This is a genomic window from Pedobacter jaeyakensis (assembly GCF_054461315.1).
The window spans coordinates 347211-365978 of the sequence record NZ_CM136921.1; the positions used below are offsets into that span (position 1 = coordinate 347211).

Consider the following 18768-nt stretch of genomic DNA (forward strand, 5'->3'; position numbering starts at 1 on the left):
ATTTGTATGTTTAATGGAAAACGTTAAAGAAATAAATGCTCTAGTAAAACTTCTGGATGATCCTGACCAGGAAGTGTATCAACACGTCGAAGGGCGACTGCTGGAATATGGTAATGAAGTAATAGATTTCCTTGAAAATACATGGGAACATTCTTTAGATGCTTTGCTACAACAACGTATAGAGAATATTGTTCATAAAATTCAGTTCAACAATGTAAAAGAAGATCTAAATTTATGGTATCAAAGTGGTGCCTTTGATCTTTTACAGGGTGCGTTGGTAATTAACCGCTACCAATATCCAGATCTGGATGAAGATAAAGTAATCTTCCAGCTAGAGGAAATTAAAAGAGAAATTTGGGTTGGGTTACAGTATGAGATGAGCTCTATTGAAAAAATAAAGCTGATTAACCATGTTTTTTACAATGTCTACGGCTTTGCTGGCAATACCAAAAACCACTTGGACCCACAGAACTCTTTTATGAGCCAGGTCATAGAAAGTAAAAAAGGTAATCAGATCTCATTGGCAATTATCTACTCCACACTTGCGCAAAAGCTGGACATTCCCGTTTATGGAGTTAACCTTCCCCAGCATTTTATATTGGGCTATATAGACGAAACCAAGCGAGAGGAGCAGGAATTTGGGGTATTGTTTTACATTAATGCTTTTAATAAAGGGGCTATTTTTGGAAAACATGATGTTGATCAGTTTTTACGTCAGCTAAATCTTGATCCTCAACCCGGCTTTTACGCCCCTTGCAGCAATGTAGAAATCATAAGAAGGGTGATCAGAAACCTGATCTCTGCTTATGAAAACCTCGGTTCTCAAGAAAAGGTAGAGGAACTAAAAGAACTGCAGGACATCCTGGTCAATACGGACCTATAAAAATTTATTGGCCTTCATCCAATTTTCCAAACGCACAAACCAGTCGTCTGTAGTGGTCTTGTTGTTCAACGCAAAACCATGCCCGCCATTTTGGTAAACATGCAGCTCTGCCCTTACTTTCGCTTTGACCAATGCGGCATCAAACTGCATACTGTTCTGCACCGGAACTGCCCCATCGTCGTTAGCATGTACCATAAAGGTTGGTGGCGTATTTGCCGTTACATGTTTTTCGTTAGAGAAATAGTCTTTTTGTGACTGGGTAGGGTTTGCACCAAGTAAATTATCCATAGAACCCTGATGGGTATATTCTCCAAATGTAACTACCGGATAAGCCAGAATAGAAAAGTCTGGGCGCAAACTAAGCTTTTCCTTATTAGTGATCTTCACATCATCATAATGCACGGTCAGCGTAGATGCGAGATGTCCGCCTGCCGAGAAACCCATGATCCCAATTTTAGCTGGGTTGATGTTCCATTTTACTGCATTCTTTCTGACTAAGTAAATAGCCTGTTCTGCATCCATAAGTGGTCCGAACGACTTATCTTCCATGATCGCATCACTTGGCAAACGGTATTTTAATACAAACGCTGTCACACCCAACTGGTTAAATCTTTTTGCCACATCATAGCCTTCATAATCAATGGCTAAAATGCCATAACCCCCACCGGGACAAATTATTACTGCTGAGCCATTTGCCACCGTGCCCTTTGCAGGGTAAAAAGCGATTAACGTAGGGACGGAAACTTTGCTGGCCCTTGTTATACCATCGGCACCCATAGGGCCATCTTCTTTGTAATTTTCAGGTGTTACTTTTGATCCGGGGATCTTTCCTTCGTAAAGGTTAATCACTTCCTGTGCCATTAAACTACCGGACATAAAGACCATGAATAATGCTGTTAGATATTTCATAATTAAAACTCCATTAAATACGCTTTTAAAAATTCATTAAGATCGCCATCCAATACCGCCTGAGGGTTTGAAGATTGAAAATTAGTCCGGTGATCTTTAACCCTCCTGTCGTCCAGCACATAACTTCTGATTTGCGACCCCCACTCTATTTTCTTCTTACTCCCTTCTATTAAAGCCGTTGCTTCCATTCGCTTCCTGATCTCTGCCTCATACAGTTGCGACTTTAACAATCGGATTGCGTTCTCTTTATTTTGTAACTGCGACCTGGACTCCTGATTCTTGATCACAATGCCAGATGGTTTGTGGTATAACCTAACTGCCGTCTCTACCTTATTCACATTTTGGCCGCCTGCACCACCAGACCTGAAAGTCTCAAACTCTATTTCAGAGTCCTTCACTTCGATTTCTATGGTATCATCCACCAAAGGATAGACGTATACCGATGCAAACGAGGTATGCCTCCTGGCGTTAGAATCAAAAGGTGAGATCCTGACCAATCGGTGTACCCCATTTTCTCCCTTCAGGTACCCGTAAGCAAAGTCACCAACAAATTGTATCGTAACAGATTTTACTCCGGCAATTTCCCCCTCCTGATAATCCTGTTCAGATACTTTATAGCCGTTCTTTTCTCCCCACATGATGTACATTCGCATCAGCATGGCTGCCCAATCGCAACTTTCGGTACCACCTGCACCAGCTGTAATTTGCATTACAGCCGGAAGCTGGTCTTCCTTATTCTTAAGCATATTTTTGAGCTCCAGATTCTCAACCGCTTCACGGCAAAGATCAAATTGCTCTTGCATTTCATCTGCTGTAGCATCCCCATTTTGGAAAAAGTCAAACAATACCTGTGTGTCTTCCAGCAAACTATTCACTTCCTGCCAGGCATCAGTCCATACTTTCTTCGAATTGATTTGCGCAATATGAGCTTCAGCTTTCTTTGGATCATCCCAAAAGTTAGGCTGAAGGGTCATCTGCTGCTCTACATATATATCTTCTAATCGGGTCTCGACGTCAAAGATGCCTCCTCAGCGACGCTATTCTGTCCCTTAAATCCTGAATTTGTTCCTTAGTCATAATCGCAAACTTAGATAAAATTGTTAATTATTGAACATTACTTCTTTAAAAGCATATAATCAATTGCCAGGTTACATAAAGTATTCACGCCTAGTGTAAACCCGCTCTCATCGATAAAGAAATCTGGTGTATGGTGCGAAGGCGCTTTAATCGGATCTCCATTTTTAGGCATACCACCCAGGAAAATAAACAAACCAGGAACCTTTTCCTGGTAAAACGAAAAATCTTCCGCTCCGGTAACCGGTGGTTTCAACTTAACATGATCTGCACCCGCACTGGCTTGCAGGCTAGGCAGCATTTTTTCTGTAAGTGCCACATCATTAAATGTTACCGGGTAATGGGCACTGTATGGAATTTTGATATCAGCAGTTGCACCGCCCGCTTCTGCAGTTTTGGTCACAATGGTTTTTACCCGTTGGATAAACATGGCTTCATCTTCTTTACTGAAATTACGAATAGTTCCCAGCATCTCTACTTTCTCTGGGATGATATTTGAGCGCACACCGCCGTTAATAGCACCAATCGTAACCACACCAGGGTTTTCGGTTACATTGAGATTACGACTAACGATGGTCTGCAGGTTATTTACAATTTGTGAAGAGATAACAATAGGATCGATACTGCTCCATGGATAAGCACCATGTGCCTGTCTCCCGGTAATCACAATCTTCATGTCGTTCACCGCGGCCATAGTACCGCCCGGTCTGTAGGTGATGTCGCCCACTGGTGTTTGAGAATTGATGTGCAATCCAAATACGGCATCTACTTTTGGGTTGTCCAAAACGCCTTCTTTAACCATTAGTTCTGCACCACCCTCTTCGCCAACCGGCGCTCCTTCCTCAGCAGGCTGGAATATAAACTTGATAGTCCCTGGTATATCTTTTTTCATGGAGGCCAGCACTTCGGCTACTCCCATCAGTATGGCTACATGGGTATCGTGACCGCAGGCATGCATTACGCCAACTTCTTGTCCGTTATAAACGGCTTTAACCTTAGATGCAAAAGGAAGGTTTCCACGTTCAGTTACCGGCAATGCATCCATATCAGCCCTGAGCGCTACAACTGGTCCCGGCTTACCGCCTTTTAGTATTCCTACTACGCCTGTTTTGGCCACGCCTGTTTTTACTTCAATCCCCAGCGATTTTAAATGTTCGGCAACTATGCCTGCTGTTCTCACTTCGTTGTTGCCCAGTTCCGGGTGTTCATGAAGGTCCCTGCGCCAGGCAATCACCTTTTCTTCAATAGATAATGCTTTTTTTGAGATAGCCGGTCGGAAAATATTTTTCTGTGCGGCAGCGTTAAAGGTTAAGAGCACAAACAGGATAAAGTAAAGTTTTTTCATGGGCCGGCTTTTTTATGCTAAATATAGTATTATCGGCCGATAATTCCATTGTACAGCAATTATCAATAACAGACTTTACCAAATAAAATAAACTGCTACATTTACAAAAAACACATTTATATGTTCCCAACAATAAATTTTACAGAGACAGACGCCTACAAATATCTTGCTGACCATTTCATCAGCATTAATGAAAAAAACTTAAAGCAATTGTTCCAGGAAGATCCTGCCAGGTTTGAGAAATTCTCACTTGTTTTTGAAGACATCCTGGTAGATTATTCTAAAAACAGGGTAGATGATACCACCATTGCTTTATTGATCCAGCTTGCTAGGGAATGCAAATTGGATGAGGCCATTAAGGCCATGTTTTCTGGTGAAAAAATTAACCAAACTGAAGGCAGACAAGTGTTGCATATTGCATTACGTGAGCCTGCAAATGGCGAGATTATAGTTGATGGCAAAAATGTCGTTAAAGACGTACATGCCGTTCTGGATAAGATGGAGAAGTTTAGCCATGAGATCATCTACGGAAACTGGAAAGGTTATACTGGAAAAGCAATAACTGATGTAGTAAATATTGGTATTGGAGGATCTGATCTTGGCCCGGTAATGGTAACCGAAGCCTTAAAAGCTTATAAAAATCACCTGAAACTGCACTTTGTTTCTAACATTGATGGCACACACATCGCCGAAACACTTAAGACTGTAGATCCGGAAACTACTTTATTCTTAGTTGCCTCTAAAACATTTACCACCCAGGAAACCATGACCAACGCCAATACAGCGCGCAGCTGGTTTTTAGAGAAAGGTGCTAAACAAGAAGATATTGCAAAACATTTTGCAGCCCTGTCTACCAATGCCAAAGACGTAGCCGCATTTGGTATTGATACCGAAAACATGTTTGAGTTTTGGGACTGGGTAGGTGGACGCTATTCCCTATGGAGTGCTATCGGATTGCCTATTGCTTTAAGCGTTGGCTTTGATAACTTTAAGCAGTTGCTAGCAGGTGCCCATGCGGCCGACCAGCATTTTGAAACTGCAGAGTTTGAAATTAACATTCCTGTAATCTTGGGTTTAATTGGCGTGTGGTACAGCAACTTCTTTAACGCAGAAACACAGGCTATCCTTCCTTACGATCAGTATATGCATCGTTTTGCGGCCTACTTCCAGCAAGGCGATATGGAAAGTAACGGTAAACACGTGGACAGAAATGGCCATGAGGTGAGCTATGAAACTGGTCCGATTATATGGGGTGAGCCAGGCACAAATGGACAGCATGCCTTCTATCAGCTAATCCACCAGGGCACACGCCTCATCCCTTGTGATTTTATCGCACCTGCGCAGAGCTTAAACCCAATTGGCGATCACCATCCTATCCTTCTATCTAACTTCTTTGCGCAAACAGAGGCATTGATGAATGGCAAGACTAAAGAACAGGTAGTTGAGGAACTCAAAAAAGACGGTAAATCTGCAGAAGAGATCGAAAAACTGGCTCCTTTTAAAGTGTTTGAAGGCAACAGACCAACCAACTCTATCATCCTTAAAAAGGTTACTCCTTTTAGCTTAGGTAACCTGATTGCCATTTATGAACATAAGATCTTTGTTCAGGGTATCATCTGGAACATCTTTAGCTTTGATCAATGGGGAGTGGAACTGGGCAAGCAATTGGCAAAAAGCATTTTGCCTGAACTGGCAGATGATAGTGAGGTAACCTCGCATGACGGATCTACCAATGGTTTGATCAATCAGTACAAAGCCTGGAGATAAGCAAAGTCTCCATCAGGATAAACAGACAGTGAAATATGACGTTACCAGGGGCCAGGGATTAAACCTTTTGGCCCCTAATTTGTTCTTATACAAGAAAATAGACATCATCTAATAAATTAAATCAGGTTTTATTTTGTATATTCACTTAAATAAAACCAAATATATATATTCATAAATTAAACTAAAGAATCATGAAAAAGCTTAAAAACATTTTAATGGTTGCCGTGCTCTTCATCGCAATCCAGGCATCTGCCCAAACTGACAAAGCAACTACCACAAAATTGGTGGAGGGTAAGAACTTTGTTTTTAACGCAACAAGTGCTTTACCTATGAATTCTGCAGATATCAGTGCTGTAATGAACAGGATACCGGGTGCAATGGGAGGCGGTGTTATACAGCTTACAGGTTCAAGATATCAATTAACTGTAAACGATGAAGGTGTTGATGCCAGTTTGCCTTATTACGGCAGGGCCTACAACGCTCCTAAAACACCTAACGAAGGTGGCATCAAGTTCAATTCAAAAGAATACAGCTATAAAGCAGATAAAAAGAAAAAAGGAAATTATATCGTAACCATCAAACCTGAAGATACAAAGGGTGATGTGCTGTCTATGACCTTAAATATTACGCCAAATGGTTATGCTTCTTTAAGCGTGGTGAGTAACAACAGACAAACCATCTCTTACAATGGCTACATCAGTGATCCAGCTAAGATCGCTTCCAACTAAAAGAACTCCCGTTAGTTCCCTATTATTGGGGAACTAACGTTATTTCAAACAGCTTAGGCCATTTCTTTCCGGTAACATATAACCGCTTACCTTCTTTATCCCAGGCTATTCCATTTAAAACATCAATCTCTTTATCACCGTCCGTTACCTTGTATCCCTTAGCCAGCAGGCCAGACATGTCTATCTTCTTTTCTACGATGCCTGACTGAGGGTCGATGACCACCAGGTAATCTTTGGTATAAATGTTTGCATAAAGTTTTCCATCAATATATTCCAATTCGTTTATCGAATTTACCGGTCCTTCATTATCATACACATCTATCGCGCTTTCTTCTTTGTAAGAATCCTTATTCAAAAAATAAATCCTGTTGGTGCCATCTGATTTAATGAGTTGTTTGCCGTCAAAACACAAGCCCCAACCCTCTCTACTGTTTTGGTATGGGAAGCTTCCTTTTTGAGCCAGTGTACTGGCATCGAATACAAATCCAATATTCCCTTGCCAGGTCAGCATAACAATCTTATCGCCCACTAAGGTAGATCCTTCTCCAAAATACTGCTTATCTATACTTACCTTTTGAATAGGTATTCCTGTTTTAGGATTTACCCAGCGTAGTGTAGAGTGGCCCTCTAGCCCCGTACTTTCCAAAAATCTCCCGTTATGGTATTCCAATCCTTGCGTATATGCTGCGGTATCATGCGGAAATATATTAACTACTTTATAACTATACAAAGCAGGCTTCGTGCCCGCCTTCAGTACAATATTTGTGGTTAGGGTATCTTTCTTACTCCCATTGTCCAGGATCACGCTGATCAATTTATAGCCTACAGAAAGTCCTTCAGTTTTGATGGTGATGGAATCTGCACTATTCTTTTGCGCTACCTGTTTACCATCAACAAGATAAGTTGCCGAATTAATTTGTTGTCCTTTGGGGATATCCAGCGCAAGCTTCACATCTTCCCCAAGAGAAAAAAGCTGACCTTGCTCGGGATATTTGAAACCAATAGTGCTGGTAGCTGCATCTTGCTTACAAGATCCAATGGTAAGCATTGCTGGTAAAAGCATGCAGATCAATAATTTTTGAAAGCGTTGGTTGCGGGTTTTAACTAGGCCAGAATGCATCTTCTATGTGATTAATTTTATAGGTATTTCTATCTTCAAAGGTAATGGCAATCACGTCAAACCTGATCTCTCCGGCATGTTCTTGCTGTTCAATAAAGGCCAGTGAAGCAAACTCCAGTTGCCTTTCCTTTTTCCAGTCAACAAAATCCTCAGGCTCACCATAATCAATTGAACTTCTGGTTTTCACTTCTACAAAGATCAATATGCCTTCAAACATGGCAATCAGATCTATCTCTGCGCGGGCATGTTTCCAGTTCATGCGCAGCATGTAGTAACCTTTATTCTCTAAGTAATCCTTAGCAATCTCTTCCCCTCTTTTACCAAGATCATTGTGACTGGCCATCTACTTTAATATTACAGAACCAAGAAACTTAGAGATCTCTTTCTCCACTCCTTTAATAAAAGAATAACGCTGCATCAGTATTTCCTGATTTACAGGATCTACCTCTACTTTTATTTCGTGTAACAAGTTCAGTAGCATGCGGTCTACCTTGCGCTTCTTCAAGTGAAAAATGCCACCTAAGATCGTTGCTTTTAAGTTGACAGTTTCGTCCCTTACGTAAATCTTATGTTTGTTATACCAGTTTTCACTGAGCATATAGGGAGAGGTGGATAGGGTAATGGCTAAATCTGCAATTTCGCGGTTATCACTTTTAATAAATTGATTGGCAACAGGCAGGTGCCCATTTTCTATCTCTTCACGGTAGGTATCGATAATAATTTTGCATAGCTGATTCTCAAAGGTAACGTCCGACAAGTTTTGCATGATGAACGACCCGATATACATGTTGTCTATCTTATCCCAGTTCACCAATTCATGGCCGAAAGCCAATAATAATCTTACAATTTCCTGCTCCTGCAGGTTATCGTCGTCCGCTTCTTGTTTTGTTTCTCCAAGTGGTACAGAAGGGTCTGGGTTTTCAAAAAGATTGTCTGGCGGCCCATCGGGAAACTGTTGCTGGTGTTGTTGAGGGGCATTGTTATTGTTGCTTGCCTTCTTAAACCTGGCGGCGCGCATTTTATTGAGTTCTGATAAGAGGATGCGCTCTTCCACCTGCAGCAGTCCACTGCATTCCCTGATAAAGATTGAAGCCTTGATGTCATCTGGAATCTTCGATATACTCTCAACAATATCCCTAATGATCCCTGCCCTTTTAATAGGGTCAGTTCCTGCTTCCGCCAATAAAATATTGGCCTTATAAAGAATAAAATCCTTGCGGGTATTTTCAATGTACTTCCTAAATTCTCCAGCGCCCACACGGTGCATGTAAGAATCTGGATCGTGCCCATCAGGAAAAGAAACAACCTTAACATTTAAGCCCTCCTCCAGGATCATGTCCAGTCCGCGCAGCGATGCTTTAATCCCTGCCGCATCACCATCGTAAAGGATAGTCACATTCTCAGTAAAGCGGCCGATCATCCTGATCTGCTCGGTAGTGAGTGACGTACCTGAAGATGCAACTACATTCTCTACCCCAGCCTGATGCACTGAAAGCACATCTGCATAACCTTCAACCAAATAACAGTTATCAGTTTCCCTTATTGCCTTTTTAGCATGGTAGAGCCCGTATAGTACGTTTGATTTATGGTAGATGTCGCTCTCTGGTGAGTTGACATACTTAGGAACATTTTTATCAGTTTTGAGCGTTCTCCCTCCGAAGCCAATAATCCTTCCGGTGAAATTGTGGATTGGGAACATCACCCTTCCCCTAAACCTGTCGTACAGTTTACCCTTGTCGTTTCGAATAGACAAACCTGTCTTCTCCAGGTATTCTTCTTTATGCCCTGCAGCAACTGCAGCCTGTATCAAGGCATCCCATACATCAGGTGAATAACCGAGCTGGAACTTCTTAACGATGTCCTCCCTAAAGCCACGCTCCTTAAAGTAACTTAAGCCAATAGACCTGCCTTCATCTCCGGTCCAAAGCTCATTGGCGAAGAATGCTGATGCATACTCTGAGACGATATATAGGCTTTCTCTCGCATTCTGGAGTTCTATATTCTGCGGCGACTGTACAGTCTCCTCTACCTCTATATTATATTTATTGGCCAGGAACTTTAGGGCTTCCGGATAAGAATACTTCTCATGATCCATAATAAAATGGACAGAATCGCCACCCTTACCGCAGCCAAAACACTTATAGATCCCCTTGGTTACCGAAACATGGAAGGATGGGGTCTTCTCGTTATGAAAAGGACAGTTGCCAATTAAACTGGTACCACGCTTTTTTAAAGCCACAAAATCACCCACGACTTCCTCTATACGAGCTGTGTCCATGATTTTGCTAATGGTCTCCTGATTAATCATATGTTAGTGTAAAAAGAAGGCGATGGACGCCAATTGCGAAGTTAAAAAATTACTTTCCTATTCCAAGGTGGTAATCCTTGTGCACAATTAAAAAACTGGCTCGTTCTTCTTTCTTAAAGGGGTAATCCCAATTGCCCTGATAGGTTATCTTTGTTGGAAGTTTCTCTCCTCCAAAATAGCTCATTTCAATATTCATCTGCACATCAAAGTCAAAAAGGAGATTGCCATATTTCATATCAACATACCTGCCCAGAATCGCAAAGTTGCGCTTATCAAAAATGGTAGTCAGCGTTTTAATCATTAATCCATCTTTTGTTCCACTGCTGATGTCCTGTTTAACGGCTACCTTAAAGCGGTAAACTGGTATTGAATCCAGGTACATTCCACTGTCGTATGAGTAATCGTAGTACTGCCTCATGTTGGCGGTAAAGATTTGTGTTTTATCTCCAATAAATGGCAGCCCTTTGATAGGTCTTCCAGGAGTAAAAATCAGTGTTTTAAGTTTGTCTTTGTAACCTTCATTAGCCCCTTTGCCTTTTGCTCCCGTAGTCATTGGTCCTTCGGTTACCAAATCAGAGTTTTGTGGGTTCATGAAAATGTAATCAAACATTTCTACTGTATACAACTGGAACTTCCCGTTCTTCTTGTAAAGCTTGCCTGACTCTTCTTTTGCAAGATATTCCATCTTATATGGACCATCGTTGTTATGCCTTATTTTCCTGTAAATCTTACCCTCCACCTTATTATCCTTATCATAGGTATAAATCCTGTTTTCCGCCGTGAAGGTATACTTCTTCATATTCCTAAAGGCCTGATAAAAGGTTTCATCGGTAATGATCGCATTGATAAAAGTCTCAATTCCAAAACGCTGCGCGGATATCTTTACTGTTGAATCTAGTTGTATGGTCTTGATGGTATCTGGATTAAAGCGGTCAATTGCCTGTCCGTAAACAGAAATACCCATACCAAACACCAGCAACAACAATACAAGTTTCTTCATCTTACTAGTTGCCCAATTGCTTTAATGCAATATAGGCCATCAACCCTGTAGATACTTTTAACGCATCTTCATCAATATCAAATTTTGGAGTATGAACAGAATACATAGTATCCTTCTCTTTATTTCCCGTACCCAGTCTGTAAAAACAAGCATCAGTAACTTGAGAGTAATAGGCAAAATCTTCCGCTGCCATCCATATATCTAGATCTAGAACGTTGTCTTTCCCTAAATATTCTTCTGCACAGGCACGGGTATTAGCTGTCAATTCTGCTTCGTTGATCAGGAAGGGATAACCATTCATAATCCTGAACTCGCAACTACCACCCATACTTTCTGCGATCCCTTCGGCCATCTTTTTCATCAGGCGCTTCGCTTCTTTTCTCCATTCCTCGTTTAATGTCCTGAAGGTCCCCTCCAGCTTCACTTCGTTTGGAATAATGTTAGTAGCCCCGTTGGCCTGAACTTTTCCGAACGACAATACTGAAGGTAATCTTGGATCCGCATTTCGGCTAACGATCTGTTGTAACGCAATGATGATATGTGAAGCAATTAAAACCGGGTCGATGTTTTGATGCGGCTGTGCGCCATGTCCACCTTTGCCATGAACAGTAACATAAAGCTCATCTGTTGAGGCCATGTAAATACCTGAACGGAAACCTACTTTACCGCTTTCTATCAACGGCATCACATGCTGACCAATGATGGCCTGTGGCTTAGGGTTCTCCAATACGCCTTCCTTAATCATAATGCTGGCACCACCAGGCAATACTTCTTCTGCCGGCTGGAAGATCAGTTTAATCGTTCCTCCGAATTCTTCTTTAAGACCATTCAAAATAAATGCAGTACCTAAAAGTGAAGAACTGTGTACGTCATGTCCGCAAGCATGCATTACCCCAATATTTTTAGACTTGTATGGCTTATCATTTGCCTCAAGAATCGGCAAAGCATCCATATCAGCTCTCAGCGCAACAATCTTCTCTGAAGGCAACGCACCTGTGATCAGTCCGACTACACCTGTATCGGCCATCTCCGAAAAAGGAATTCCCCAATCTGTCAATTTACCCTTAATAAAAGAAGAGGTTTCAAATTCTTTGAAAGACAGTTCCGGGTTGGCATGAATGTGCTGACGGTAACCAACAACTTGTTCAAATATCTCAGAAGCGCATAATTGTATTTGATCCTTATTTATCATTGCTATAATCTAAACTTGGGGCATTAATTTTTTCCCTGAATATAAATAGTGTAGGAAATGTGTTCCTTAATTCATTCATTAAACGCTGGGCATCCAATCTTGTCCTGAAATCTCCTACGCGTAAATAGTAATTGGGTTGCTTGTAGGTGATATAGGTATTTAATGATGGATATAGCCCGTTAAACTTAGATTGCTGTCTAAATACTTCACGCCGATCGGAGCCATAAAATACTTGAACCCTGTAACCCATTGGGGACACGAAAGTTCCCGTCTTAACCGTCCCTGTGCTGGGCACAGAAACGGCAGGTCGGGTTGTACTTAGTTGAATTCTTTTAGCAATCAGACTGTCTATCAGCGGGTCTTTTTCTATGGTCACCTTACCCCTAGTCTGCGCAAACAAACCAACAGAAAAAAAACAGCTTATAGCAAAGATTACTATTCTCATCAATCCTCTTTAATTATGCGCCTGCTCCATGGCAGTTTTTAAATTTCTTGCCACTTCCGCAAGGGCATGGCTCATTTCTACCAATAGTCACTTCTTTACGAACTGGCTGCTGAGGAACGTGCTCACGGGTATCTTCCATCTCTGGCATGCCGGAGTTTCCACCAGCTTGTGCAAACTCCGGCTTAGAAGTTTTCAGTTTATTTGGAGTTGGCCTTGGTGCCTGGGCCTCTCTTACATCATTAGAATCAGTTTGCACTGGAATTCCTCCTTTATATAAGAAACTAACTACTTCCTTATTTACTGCATTCAGCATGTTCTTAAACAAGTTAAATGCCTCCATCTTATAGATGATCAATGGATCCTTCTGCTCATAAACAGCATTCTGTACGGACTGTTTTAACTCATCCATTTCACGTAGGTGCTCTTTCCAGGTCTCGTCAATTAAAGCAAGTACAATCGTTTTCTCAAAAGATTTTGTGATCTCCCTGCCGTGGTTGTCAATGGCTTTCTTTAAGCCCACCGGAACCTGTACGCTTCTGATTCCATCAGTAAACGGTACTAATATTTGCTCTACATGTTCACCCCGCTCATCATACACTTGTACCAGCACTGGCATCGCCTGACTGATGATCGCATCAGATTTTCTACTGTAGAAAGCAGTCATCTCCTCAAACAATTTATCAGTAAGCGTATGGATATTTCTGGAATTGAATTCTGCAGCATCAATGGTGGTATCAGCAGAGAAGTTTTTAATTACCTCTAACTTAAACCCTTCAAAATTAGCAGTCTCTTTATATTCCGTTACAATGTCTTCTGCAACATCAAATACCATATTGCTCATATCAACGTCTAAACGCTCACCAAACAATGCATTTTTACGTTTAGCGTAAATTACTGAACGCTGTGAGTTCATCACATCATCATACTCCAGCAAACGCTTACGTATACCGAAGTTGTTCTCCTCTACTTTCTTCTGTGCACGCTCAATTGATTTGGTAATCATCGAGTGCTGGATTACTTCTCCATCCTCAATTCCCATCCTTACCATCACGTTAGAAATCCGTTCAGATCCGAATAAACGCATCAGGTTGTCTTCCAGTGATACGAAGAATTGTGAAGAACCCGGATCACCCTGGCGACCAGCACGACCGCGCAACTGCCTGTCAACACGACGGGATTCATGGCGCTCTGTACCTACGATGGCCAAACCACCCACTTCTTTAACACCCGGGCCTAATTTTATATCCGTACCACGACCAGCCATATTGGTAGCAATGGTAACCTGACCTGGCTGACCAGCTTCTGCTACAATGTCTGCCTCTTTTTGGTGCATCTTCGCATTTAATACATTGTGCTTAATGCCTCTTAACTTAAGCATACGGCTTAACAGTTCAGAGATCTCAACAGAGGTAGTACCAACCAAAACTGGTCTGCCTGCTTCTGTCAACTTAACAATCTCTTCTGCTACTGCATTGTATTTTTCACGTACTGTTCTGTACACATAATCCTGATGATCTGTTCTTGAAATGGCCCTGTTGGTCGGGATTTCTACTACATCCAGTTTATAGATAGACCAAAACTCACCCGCTTCAGTAGTTGCAGTACCCGTCATACCGCATAACTTGTGGTACATTCTAAAAAAGTTCTGTAAAGTTACGGTAGCATATGTTTGTGAGGCATCTTCTACCTTCACATTCTCTTTAGCCTCAATAGCCTGGTGCAAACCGTCAGAGTAACGGCGACCGTCCATAATACGACCAGTCTGCTCATCAACAATCTTAATCTTACCTTCGTCAATGATGTACTCCACATCAATTTCAAACAGTGTATAAGCCTTTAGCAATTGATTTACAGAATGAATTCTTTCTGCTTTGATCGAGTAATCGCGCATTAAAGCGTCCTTCTGAGCAATCTTATCTTCATTACTCAAGTCCGATTTCTCAATCTCAGCAATTGCAGTACCCACATCAGGCAATACGAAGAAATGAGAATCCTCACCAGATTTAGTGATCAGCTCAATACCTTTCTCAGTAAGCTCTACCTGGTTGTTTTTCTCATCTATGTAGAAATACAATTCGGCATCTACCTTAGGCATGTTTTTAGACTGATCTCCCATATAATGGTTTTCAGTCTTCAATAAGGTTTGTTTGTTACCACCCTCACTTAAAAACTTAATTAGGGCTTTATTTTTAGGTAAACCACGGTGTGCACGAAGCAGGGCCAATCCGCCTTCTCCTTCTTCCGTACCAGTTTTACCATCATTAATTAATTTCTTAGCTTCATTTAAAGCTTTAGTAATGTATTCACGTTGCGCAGCTACCAAACGCTCTATGCGTGGTTTAAGTTCATAAAATTCATGCTGATCTCCAAAAGGCACAGGCCCTGATATAATCAAAGGAGTACGGGCATCATCAATCAATACGGAATCGACCTCATCTACCATCGCAAAGTGCAGCTTACGCTGTACCAGCTGATCTGGCGTTTGCGACATGTTATCACGCAGGTAATCAAAACCAAACTCGTTATTGGTACCATAGGTGATGTCTGCCAGGTAGGCATCTCTTCTTTCTTGAGAGTTTGGCTCATGCCTATCGATACAATCCACCCTTAAACCATGGAATTCGAATAACGGTCCGTTCCATTCAGAGTCACGTCGTGCCAGGTAATCATTAACTGTTACGATATGAACACCTTGTCCGGCTAAAGCATTCAAATAAGCAGGCAGCGTACTTACAAGAGTTTTACCCTCACCTGTAGCCATCTCTGCAATTTTACCGCTGTGCAATACAATACCACCAATTAACTGAACATCGTAGTGAACCATATTCCACAACACCTCTGTGCCTGCAGCATCCCATCTATTTGCCCACAAGGCTTTATCGCCTTTAATGGTTACATTGTTTTTGCGTGCAGCATAATCTCTATCAAACTGACTGGCAGTTACCTCTAAAAATTCATTCTCCGTAAAACGTCTTGACGTTTCCTTAACTACAGCAAAAGCCTGTGGCAGTATATCCAGCAAAACCACTTCCAGTTCTTTATCACGTTCTTTAATCAACTCGTCGATCTGGTCATAGACAGAAGTTTTTTCAGCTAATGAAAGATCCTGACTATCACCCTGAGCCTTTAAACCATTGATTCGGCCATCAATATCCGCTAGTGCTGTAGCAATAACTTCCTTAAAATAAGCTGTTTTATTACGAAGCTCATCATTGCTTAAGGAAGATAGCTTTGCATACTCTTCATTTATCTTATTTACAACAGGCTGTATAGCCTTAATATCTCTTTCTGATTTGCTTCCAAAAACCTTGGTTAAAAATCCTAACATGTTCTATATTTTGTGTTTATGTGTTGAATAGGTGAATATGAAATGGCGACAACAACAACTAAGCCATGCCGACTAAAAAGCCAGAATGTCAGTTGCAAATATGCCCAAATAGTTTGTCATTGCATTGCTGAGCGATGAACTTAGCGGATGGCTCTATGCCGGCTTCGCCGAAGAACCGATCTCCCATGCTAAATTAAGGACTATTGTTCTTAGGGGTTTCCTTAACGGTTAGATCCTGAATAATCTGGTTATTGACGCAATAAGTAAGCGGGTTGTATTGTGTTGCAACACCAATAACAGTTAAATCACTATAAGACAAAAAGAAAGGATACCGCGGATCATCAGGCTGGCTCTGGTTTACAGAAGCGGCCGGTGTGCTGGTCTGATGCTTATCGCAATACTGTCTCGTTAATATCCTCAACCCTTCAACACGCTCGGCCCTGGCCAATTGTGTCAGGCTAAAAAATACAAGAGATAAGGTTACAATGTGTCTCATTTAAGCGGCAAATCTACTTCTTATCTTTTAGAAACAGAAATTTGGGCTTAGAAAAGATGGGAGACTAAATATCAGAGTATTCTGCAGGGTATAAAAATAGGATTGTACTTTTAGATACGGTATTCTTATACTCTTCCTGAACGGATAGCGCTGTCCACTGGCTGTCTTTGAAAAAAGCATCCCAATGTTGGTCTCTGGCTGCCTTGTTCTCAAAAGTAGTCAGGTACATCAAATTTGGCATTCTTGATCCAGCAACTACCTCTCCGTAAAACACAGCATTGAAGCCTAATCGTTTAAATAATCCAATCTCATCACCTGTATTGAACATCTTCACTTTACTTTTGTAAAGCTTTTCAGTTGGGCCTTCATAACTGCGCAACTCATACACACGTTTTGATTTTGGCGTACTTACTGCAGATAAATTGAATACAGGACTTTTCTCAAAAGCATTGATTAAAATGGTTTCAATCCTATCGTATGGTGCTTTGTTATATGCAGCGTTTATGTACTCCGATCCGCTTTGCTGGTATGCATTATCCTTTTCCAGCTTCTCATTTAGCTTAAGTAAGGCATCTGCCGATTTAAAAGGGACAAATACATAGATTAGCCGCTCGTCCTTTGACTCATCAAAAGTAGCTGCTTTAATGTTTTTAAACACACCAACTTTAGCGATACCGGCCCTGTGCAGTGCAGGCAAATAGGCTTTCTCCAAATAATTTTCCACCATTTTCTCCTGATCTGCATTCTTTAGATGATAGATTTTGATCTGGTAAAAATCTTTTGCCGCAGCAAATGACTTGGTTGCCAGGATGGCTAAAACAACAATTAACAAACTAATCTTTTTCATTTATAATCTTATTTAGTAATAATCGGTGTTAACTTAAAATTTAAACCAGGTCAAAACCTATGTCTTCTCTAAAATATTTCCCGTCAAAATAAATCCTTGCCGCATCCGCGGTGGCACTTTGTAAAGCTTCAAATTGCGTATCCTGCAAACTTGTGATGGCGATTACCCTCCCACCATTTGTTTTTACCACGGCACCTTCTAAAATCGTCCCGGCATGAAAAGCGGTAGACTTCCTGATGTTGTCAATGCCGGTTATGGCTTTGCCTTTTTCATAATCGCCAGGATAACCACCCGCCACTATCATAACCGTTGCTGCATTTTTAGTGCTGATTTTTAGCTGCTGGTCTTTTAATTTTTTCTGCGCAACAGCGACAAACAATTCTACCAAATCATTTTCAATCCTTGGGATCACACTTTCCGTTTCCGGATCGCCCATTCGGCAATTGTATTCAATAATTAAAGGATCATCTCCAACTTTAAACAAGCCAAAGAAGATGAAACCAGTATAATCAATATTGTCTTTTTTTAGTCCGTTGATAGTTGGCAGGATAATACGATCCTCGACCTTTTCCAGAAATGCGGCATCCGCAAATGGCACTGGCGAAACAGAGCCCATACCACCAGTATTTAGGCCAGAATCTGAGAGACCTATTTTCTTATAATCCTTGGCTTCCGGCAGGATCACATAGTTATCGCCATCGGTAAGTACAAATACAGAAAGTTCAATGCCATTTAGATACTCTTCAATTACCACCAGTGAACCAGCTTTACCAAACTTTCCACCAAGCATTAACTGAAGTTCTTCCTTAGCCTCTTTAATACTTTGGCAAATCAACACGCCTTTACCTGCAGCAAGTCCATCTGCTTTTAGCACAATAGGCAAGGTGTGATTTTCCAAATAAGCTAAGCCTTCATTTAAGGTTTCATTGGTGAAGGATTGCGATCCTGGGGTAGGGATCCCGTGGCGCGCCATGAATTGCTTTGAAAAATCTTTACTCCCTTCTAAAAATCGCCCTCTTTTTTAGGGCCAATTACCGGGATATTTGCCAAGGAAGCATCTGCCAGAAAGAAATCATGAATACCGTTAACCAGTGGTTCTTCAGGCCCAACTACTACCAATTCAATTTTTTCTTTTAGAACTAAGGCTTTTACGGCTTCAAAATCATTAGGATTGAGGTTAATATTTTTACCATAAGCTCCCGTACCACCGTTACCCGGGGCAATAAAAAGCTGATCACATAGGGGCGACTGACTAACTTTCCAGGCGAATGCACTTTCTCTTCCGCCTGAACCTAAAATTAAGATATTCATAAGAGCAAACTTAGA

The 18768-nt window shown here is 41.3% G+C and carries 15 protein-coding genes and 1 pseudogene; 3 read left to right on the forward strand and 13 right to left on the reverse strand.

Annotation, left to right across the window (positions count from 1 at the left end):
• The first annotated feature begins 13 nt into the window (after nucleotides 1-13).
• On the forward strand, nucleotides 14-883 hold the full coding sequence (locus tag ACXZ1K_RS01705; protein ID WP_458971652.1) for a transglutaminase-like domain-containing protein: 870 nt from the start codon (nucleotides 14-16) through the stop codon (nucleotides 881-883).
• Here the strand turns inward: ACXZ1K_RS01705 and ACXZ1K_RS01710 are convergent.
• From ACXZ1K_RS01710 to ACXZ1K_RS01720, 3 genes are all read right to left on the reverse strand, one after another.
• On the reverse strand, nucleotides 878-1792 hold the full coding sequence (locus tag ACXZ1K_RS01710) for an alpha/beta hydrolase (protein ID WP_458971653.1): 915 nt from the start codon (nucleotides 1790-1792) through the stop codon (nucleotides 878-880). The genes ACXZ1K_RS01705 and ACXZ1K_RS01710 overlap by 6 nt on opposite strands.
• A 2-nt stretch (nucleotides 1793-1794) precedes the next feature.
• Nucleotides 1795-2869 (reverse strand): peptide chain release factor 2 gene (gene prfB, locus ACXZ1K_RS01715; RefSeq protein ID WP_458971654.1). Its coding sequence is split into 2 segments (ribosomal slippage): nucleotides 1795-2808 and nucleotides 2810-2869, totalling 1074 coding nucleotides; the frame shifts between segments, so codons are not numbered across the junction.
• Nucleotides 2870-2906: 37 nt separating this feature from the next.
• Nucleotides 2907-4211 (reverse strand): amidohydrolase, encoded by a 1305-nt coding sequence (locus ACXZ1K_RS01720; RefSeq protein WP_458971655.1) that lies wholly within the window; start codon nucleotides 4209-4211, stop codon nucleotides 2907-2909.
• Between the two features lie 120 nt (nucleotides 4212-4331).
• On the opposite strand from ACXZ1K_RS01720, the gene pgi reads away from it, so the two are divergent.
• Nucleotides 4332-5978 (forward strand): glucose-6-phosphate isomerase, encoded by a 1647-nt coding sequence (pgi, locus tag ACXZ1K_RS01725; protein WP_458971656.1) that lies wholly within the window; start codon nucleotides 4332-4334, stop codon nucleotides 5976-5978.
• A gap of 191 nt (nucleotides 5979-6169) precedes the next feature.
• Entirely contained in the window at nucleotides 6170-6706 is a 537-nt protein-coding gene (locus ACXZ1K_RS01730; RefSeq protein ID WP_458971657.1) for a DUF4251 domain-containing protein, read from the forward strand.
• 22 nt (nucleotides 6707-6728) lie between these two features.
• Here the strand turns inward: ACXZ1K_RS01730 and ACXZ1K_RS01735 are convergent, their stop codons facing one another.
• The 10 genes and pseudogenes from ACXZ1K_RS01735 to purD form a co-directional block, all read right to left on the reverse strand.
• Complete coding sequence (locus ACXZ1K_RS01735; protein WP_458971658.1) at nucleotides 6729-7826, reverse strand: glutaminyl-peptide cyclotransferase; 1098 nt, start codon at nucleotides 7824-7826, stop codon at nucleotides 6729-6731.
• A complete protein-coding gene (locus ACXZ1K_RS01740; protein ID WP_458971659.1) occupies nucleotides 7807-8169 on the reverse strand; it encodes a YraN family protein in 363 nt (120 codons plus the stop codon). Before ACXZ1K_RS01740 ends, ACXZ1K_RS01735 begins: the two co-directional genes overlap by 20 nt.
• A complete protein-coding gene (gene dnaG, locus ACXZ1K_RS01745; protein ID WP_458971660.1) occupies nucleotides 8170-10134 on the reverse strand; it encodes a DNA primase in 1965 nt (654 codons plus the stop codon).
• Between the two features lie 49 nt (nucleotides 10135-10183).
• A complete protein-coding gene (locus ACXZ1K_RS01750; RefSeq protein ID WP_458971661.1) occupies nucleotides 10184-11134 on the reverse strand; it encodes a hypothetical protein in 951 nt (316 codons plus the stop codon).
• Nucleotides 11135-11138: 4 nt separating this feature from the next.
• A complete protein-coding gene (locus tag ACXZ1K_RS01755) occupies nucleotides 11139-12326 on the reverse strand; it encodes a M20 metallopeptidase family protein (protein WP_458971662.1) in 1188 nt (395 codons plus the stop codon).
• The gene (locus ACXZ1K_RS01760) at nucleotides 12316-12771 is read right to left on the reverse strand and encodes an SPOR domain-containing protein (protein ID WP_458971663.1); all 456 of its coding nucleotides are present in this window, start codon (nucleotides 12769-12771) and stop codon (nucleotides 12316-12318) included. The genes ACXZ1K_RS01755 and ACXZ1K_RS01760 overlap by 11 nt, the downstream gene beginning before the upstream one ends.
• A gap of 13 nt (nucleotides 12772-12784) precedes the next feature.
• Nucleotides 12785-16099, reverse strand: coding sequence for a preprotein translocase subunit SecA (gene secA / locus ACXZ1K_RS01765; protein ID WP_458971664.1), 3315 nt, complete (start codon nucleotides 16097-16099; stop codon nucleotides 12785-12787).
• 193 nt (nucleotides 16100-16292) lie between these two features.
• On the reverse strand, nucleotides 16293-16595 hold the full coding sequence (locus tag ACXZ1K_RS01770; RefSeq protein ID WP_458971665.1) for a hypothetical protein: 303 nt from the start codon (nucleotides 16593-16595) through the stop codon (nucleotides 16293-16295).
• A 64-nt stretch (nucleotides 16596-16659) separates the two neighbouring features.
• On the reverse strand, nucleotides 16660-17442 hold the full coding sequence (locus tag ACXZ1K_RS01775; protein ID WP_458971666.1) for an NIPSNAP family protein: 783 nt from the start codon (nucleotides 17440-17442) through the stop codon (nucleotides 16660-16662).
• Nucleotides 17443-17482: 40 nt separating this feature from the next.
• Nucleotides 17483-18753: pseudogene (purD, locus tag ACXZ1K_RS01780) on the reverse strand (phosphoribosylamine--glycine ligase).
• Between the last annotated feature and the right edge of the window lie 15 nt (nucleotides 18754-18768).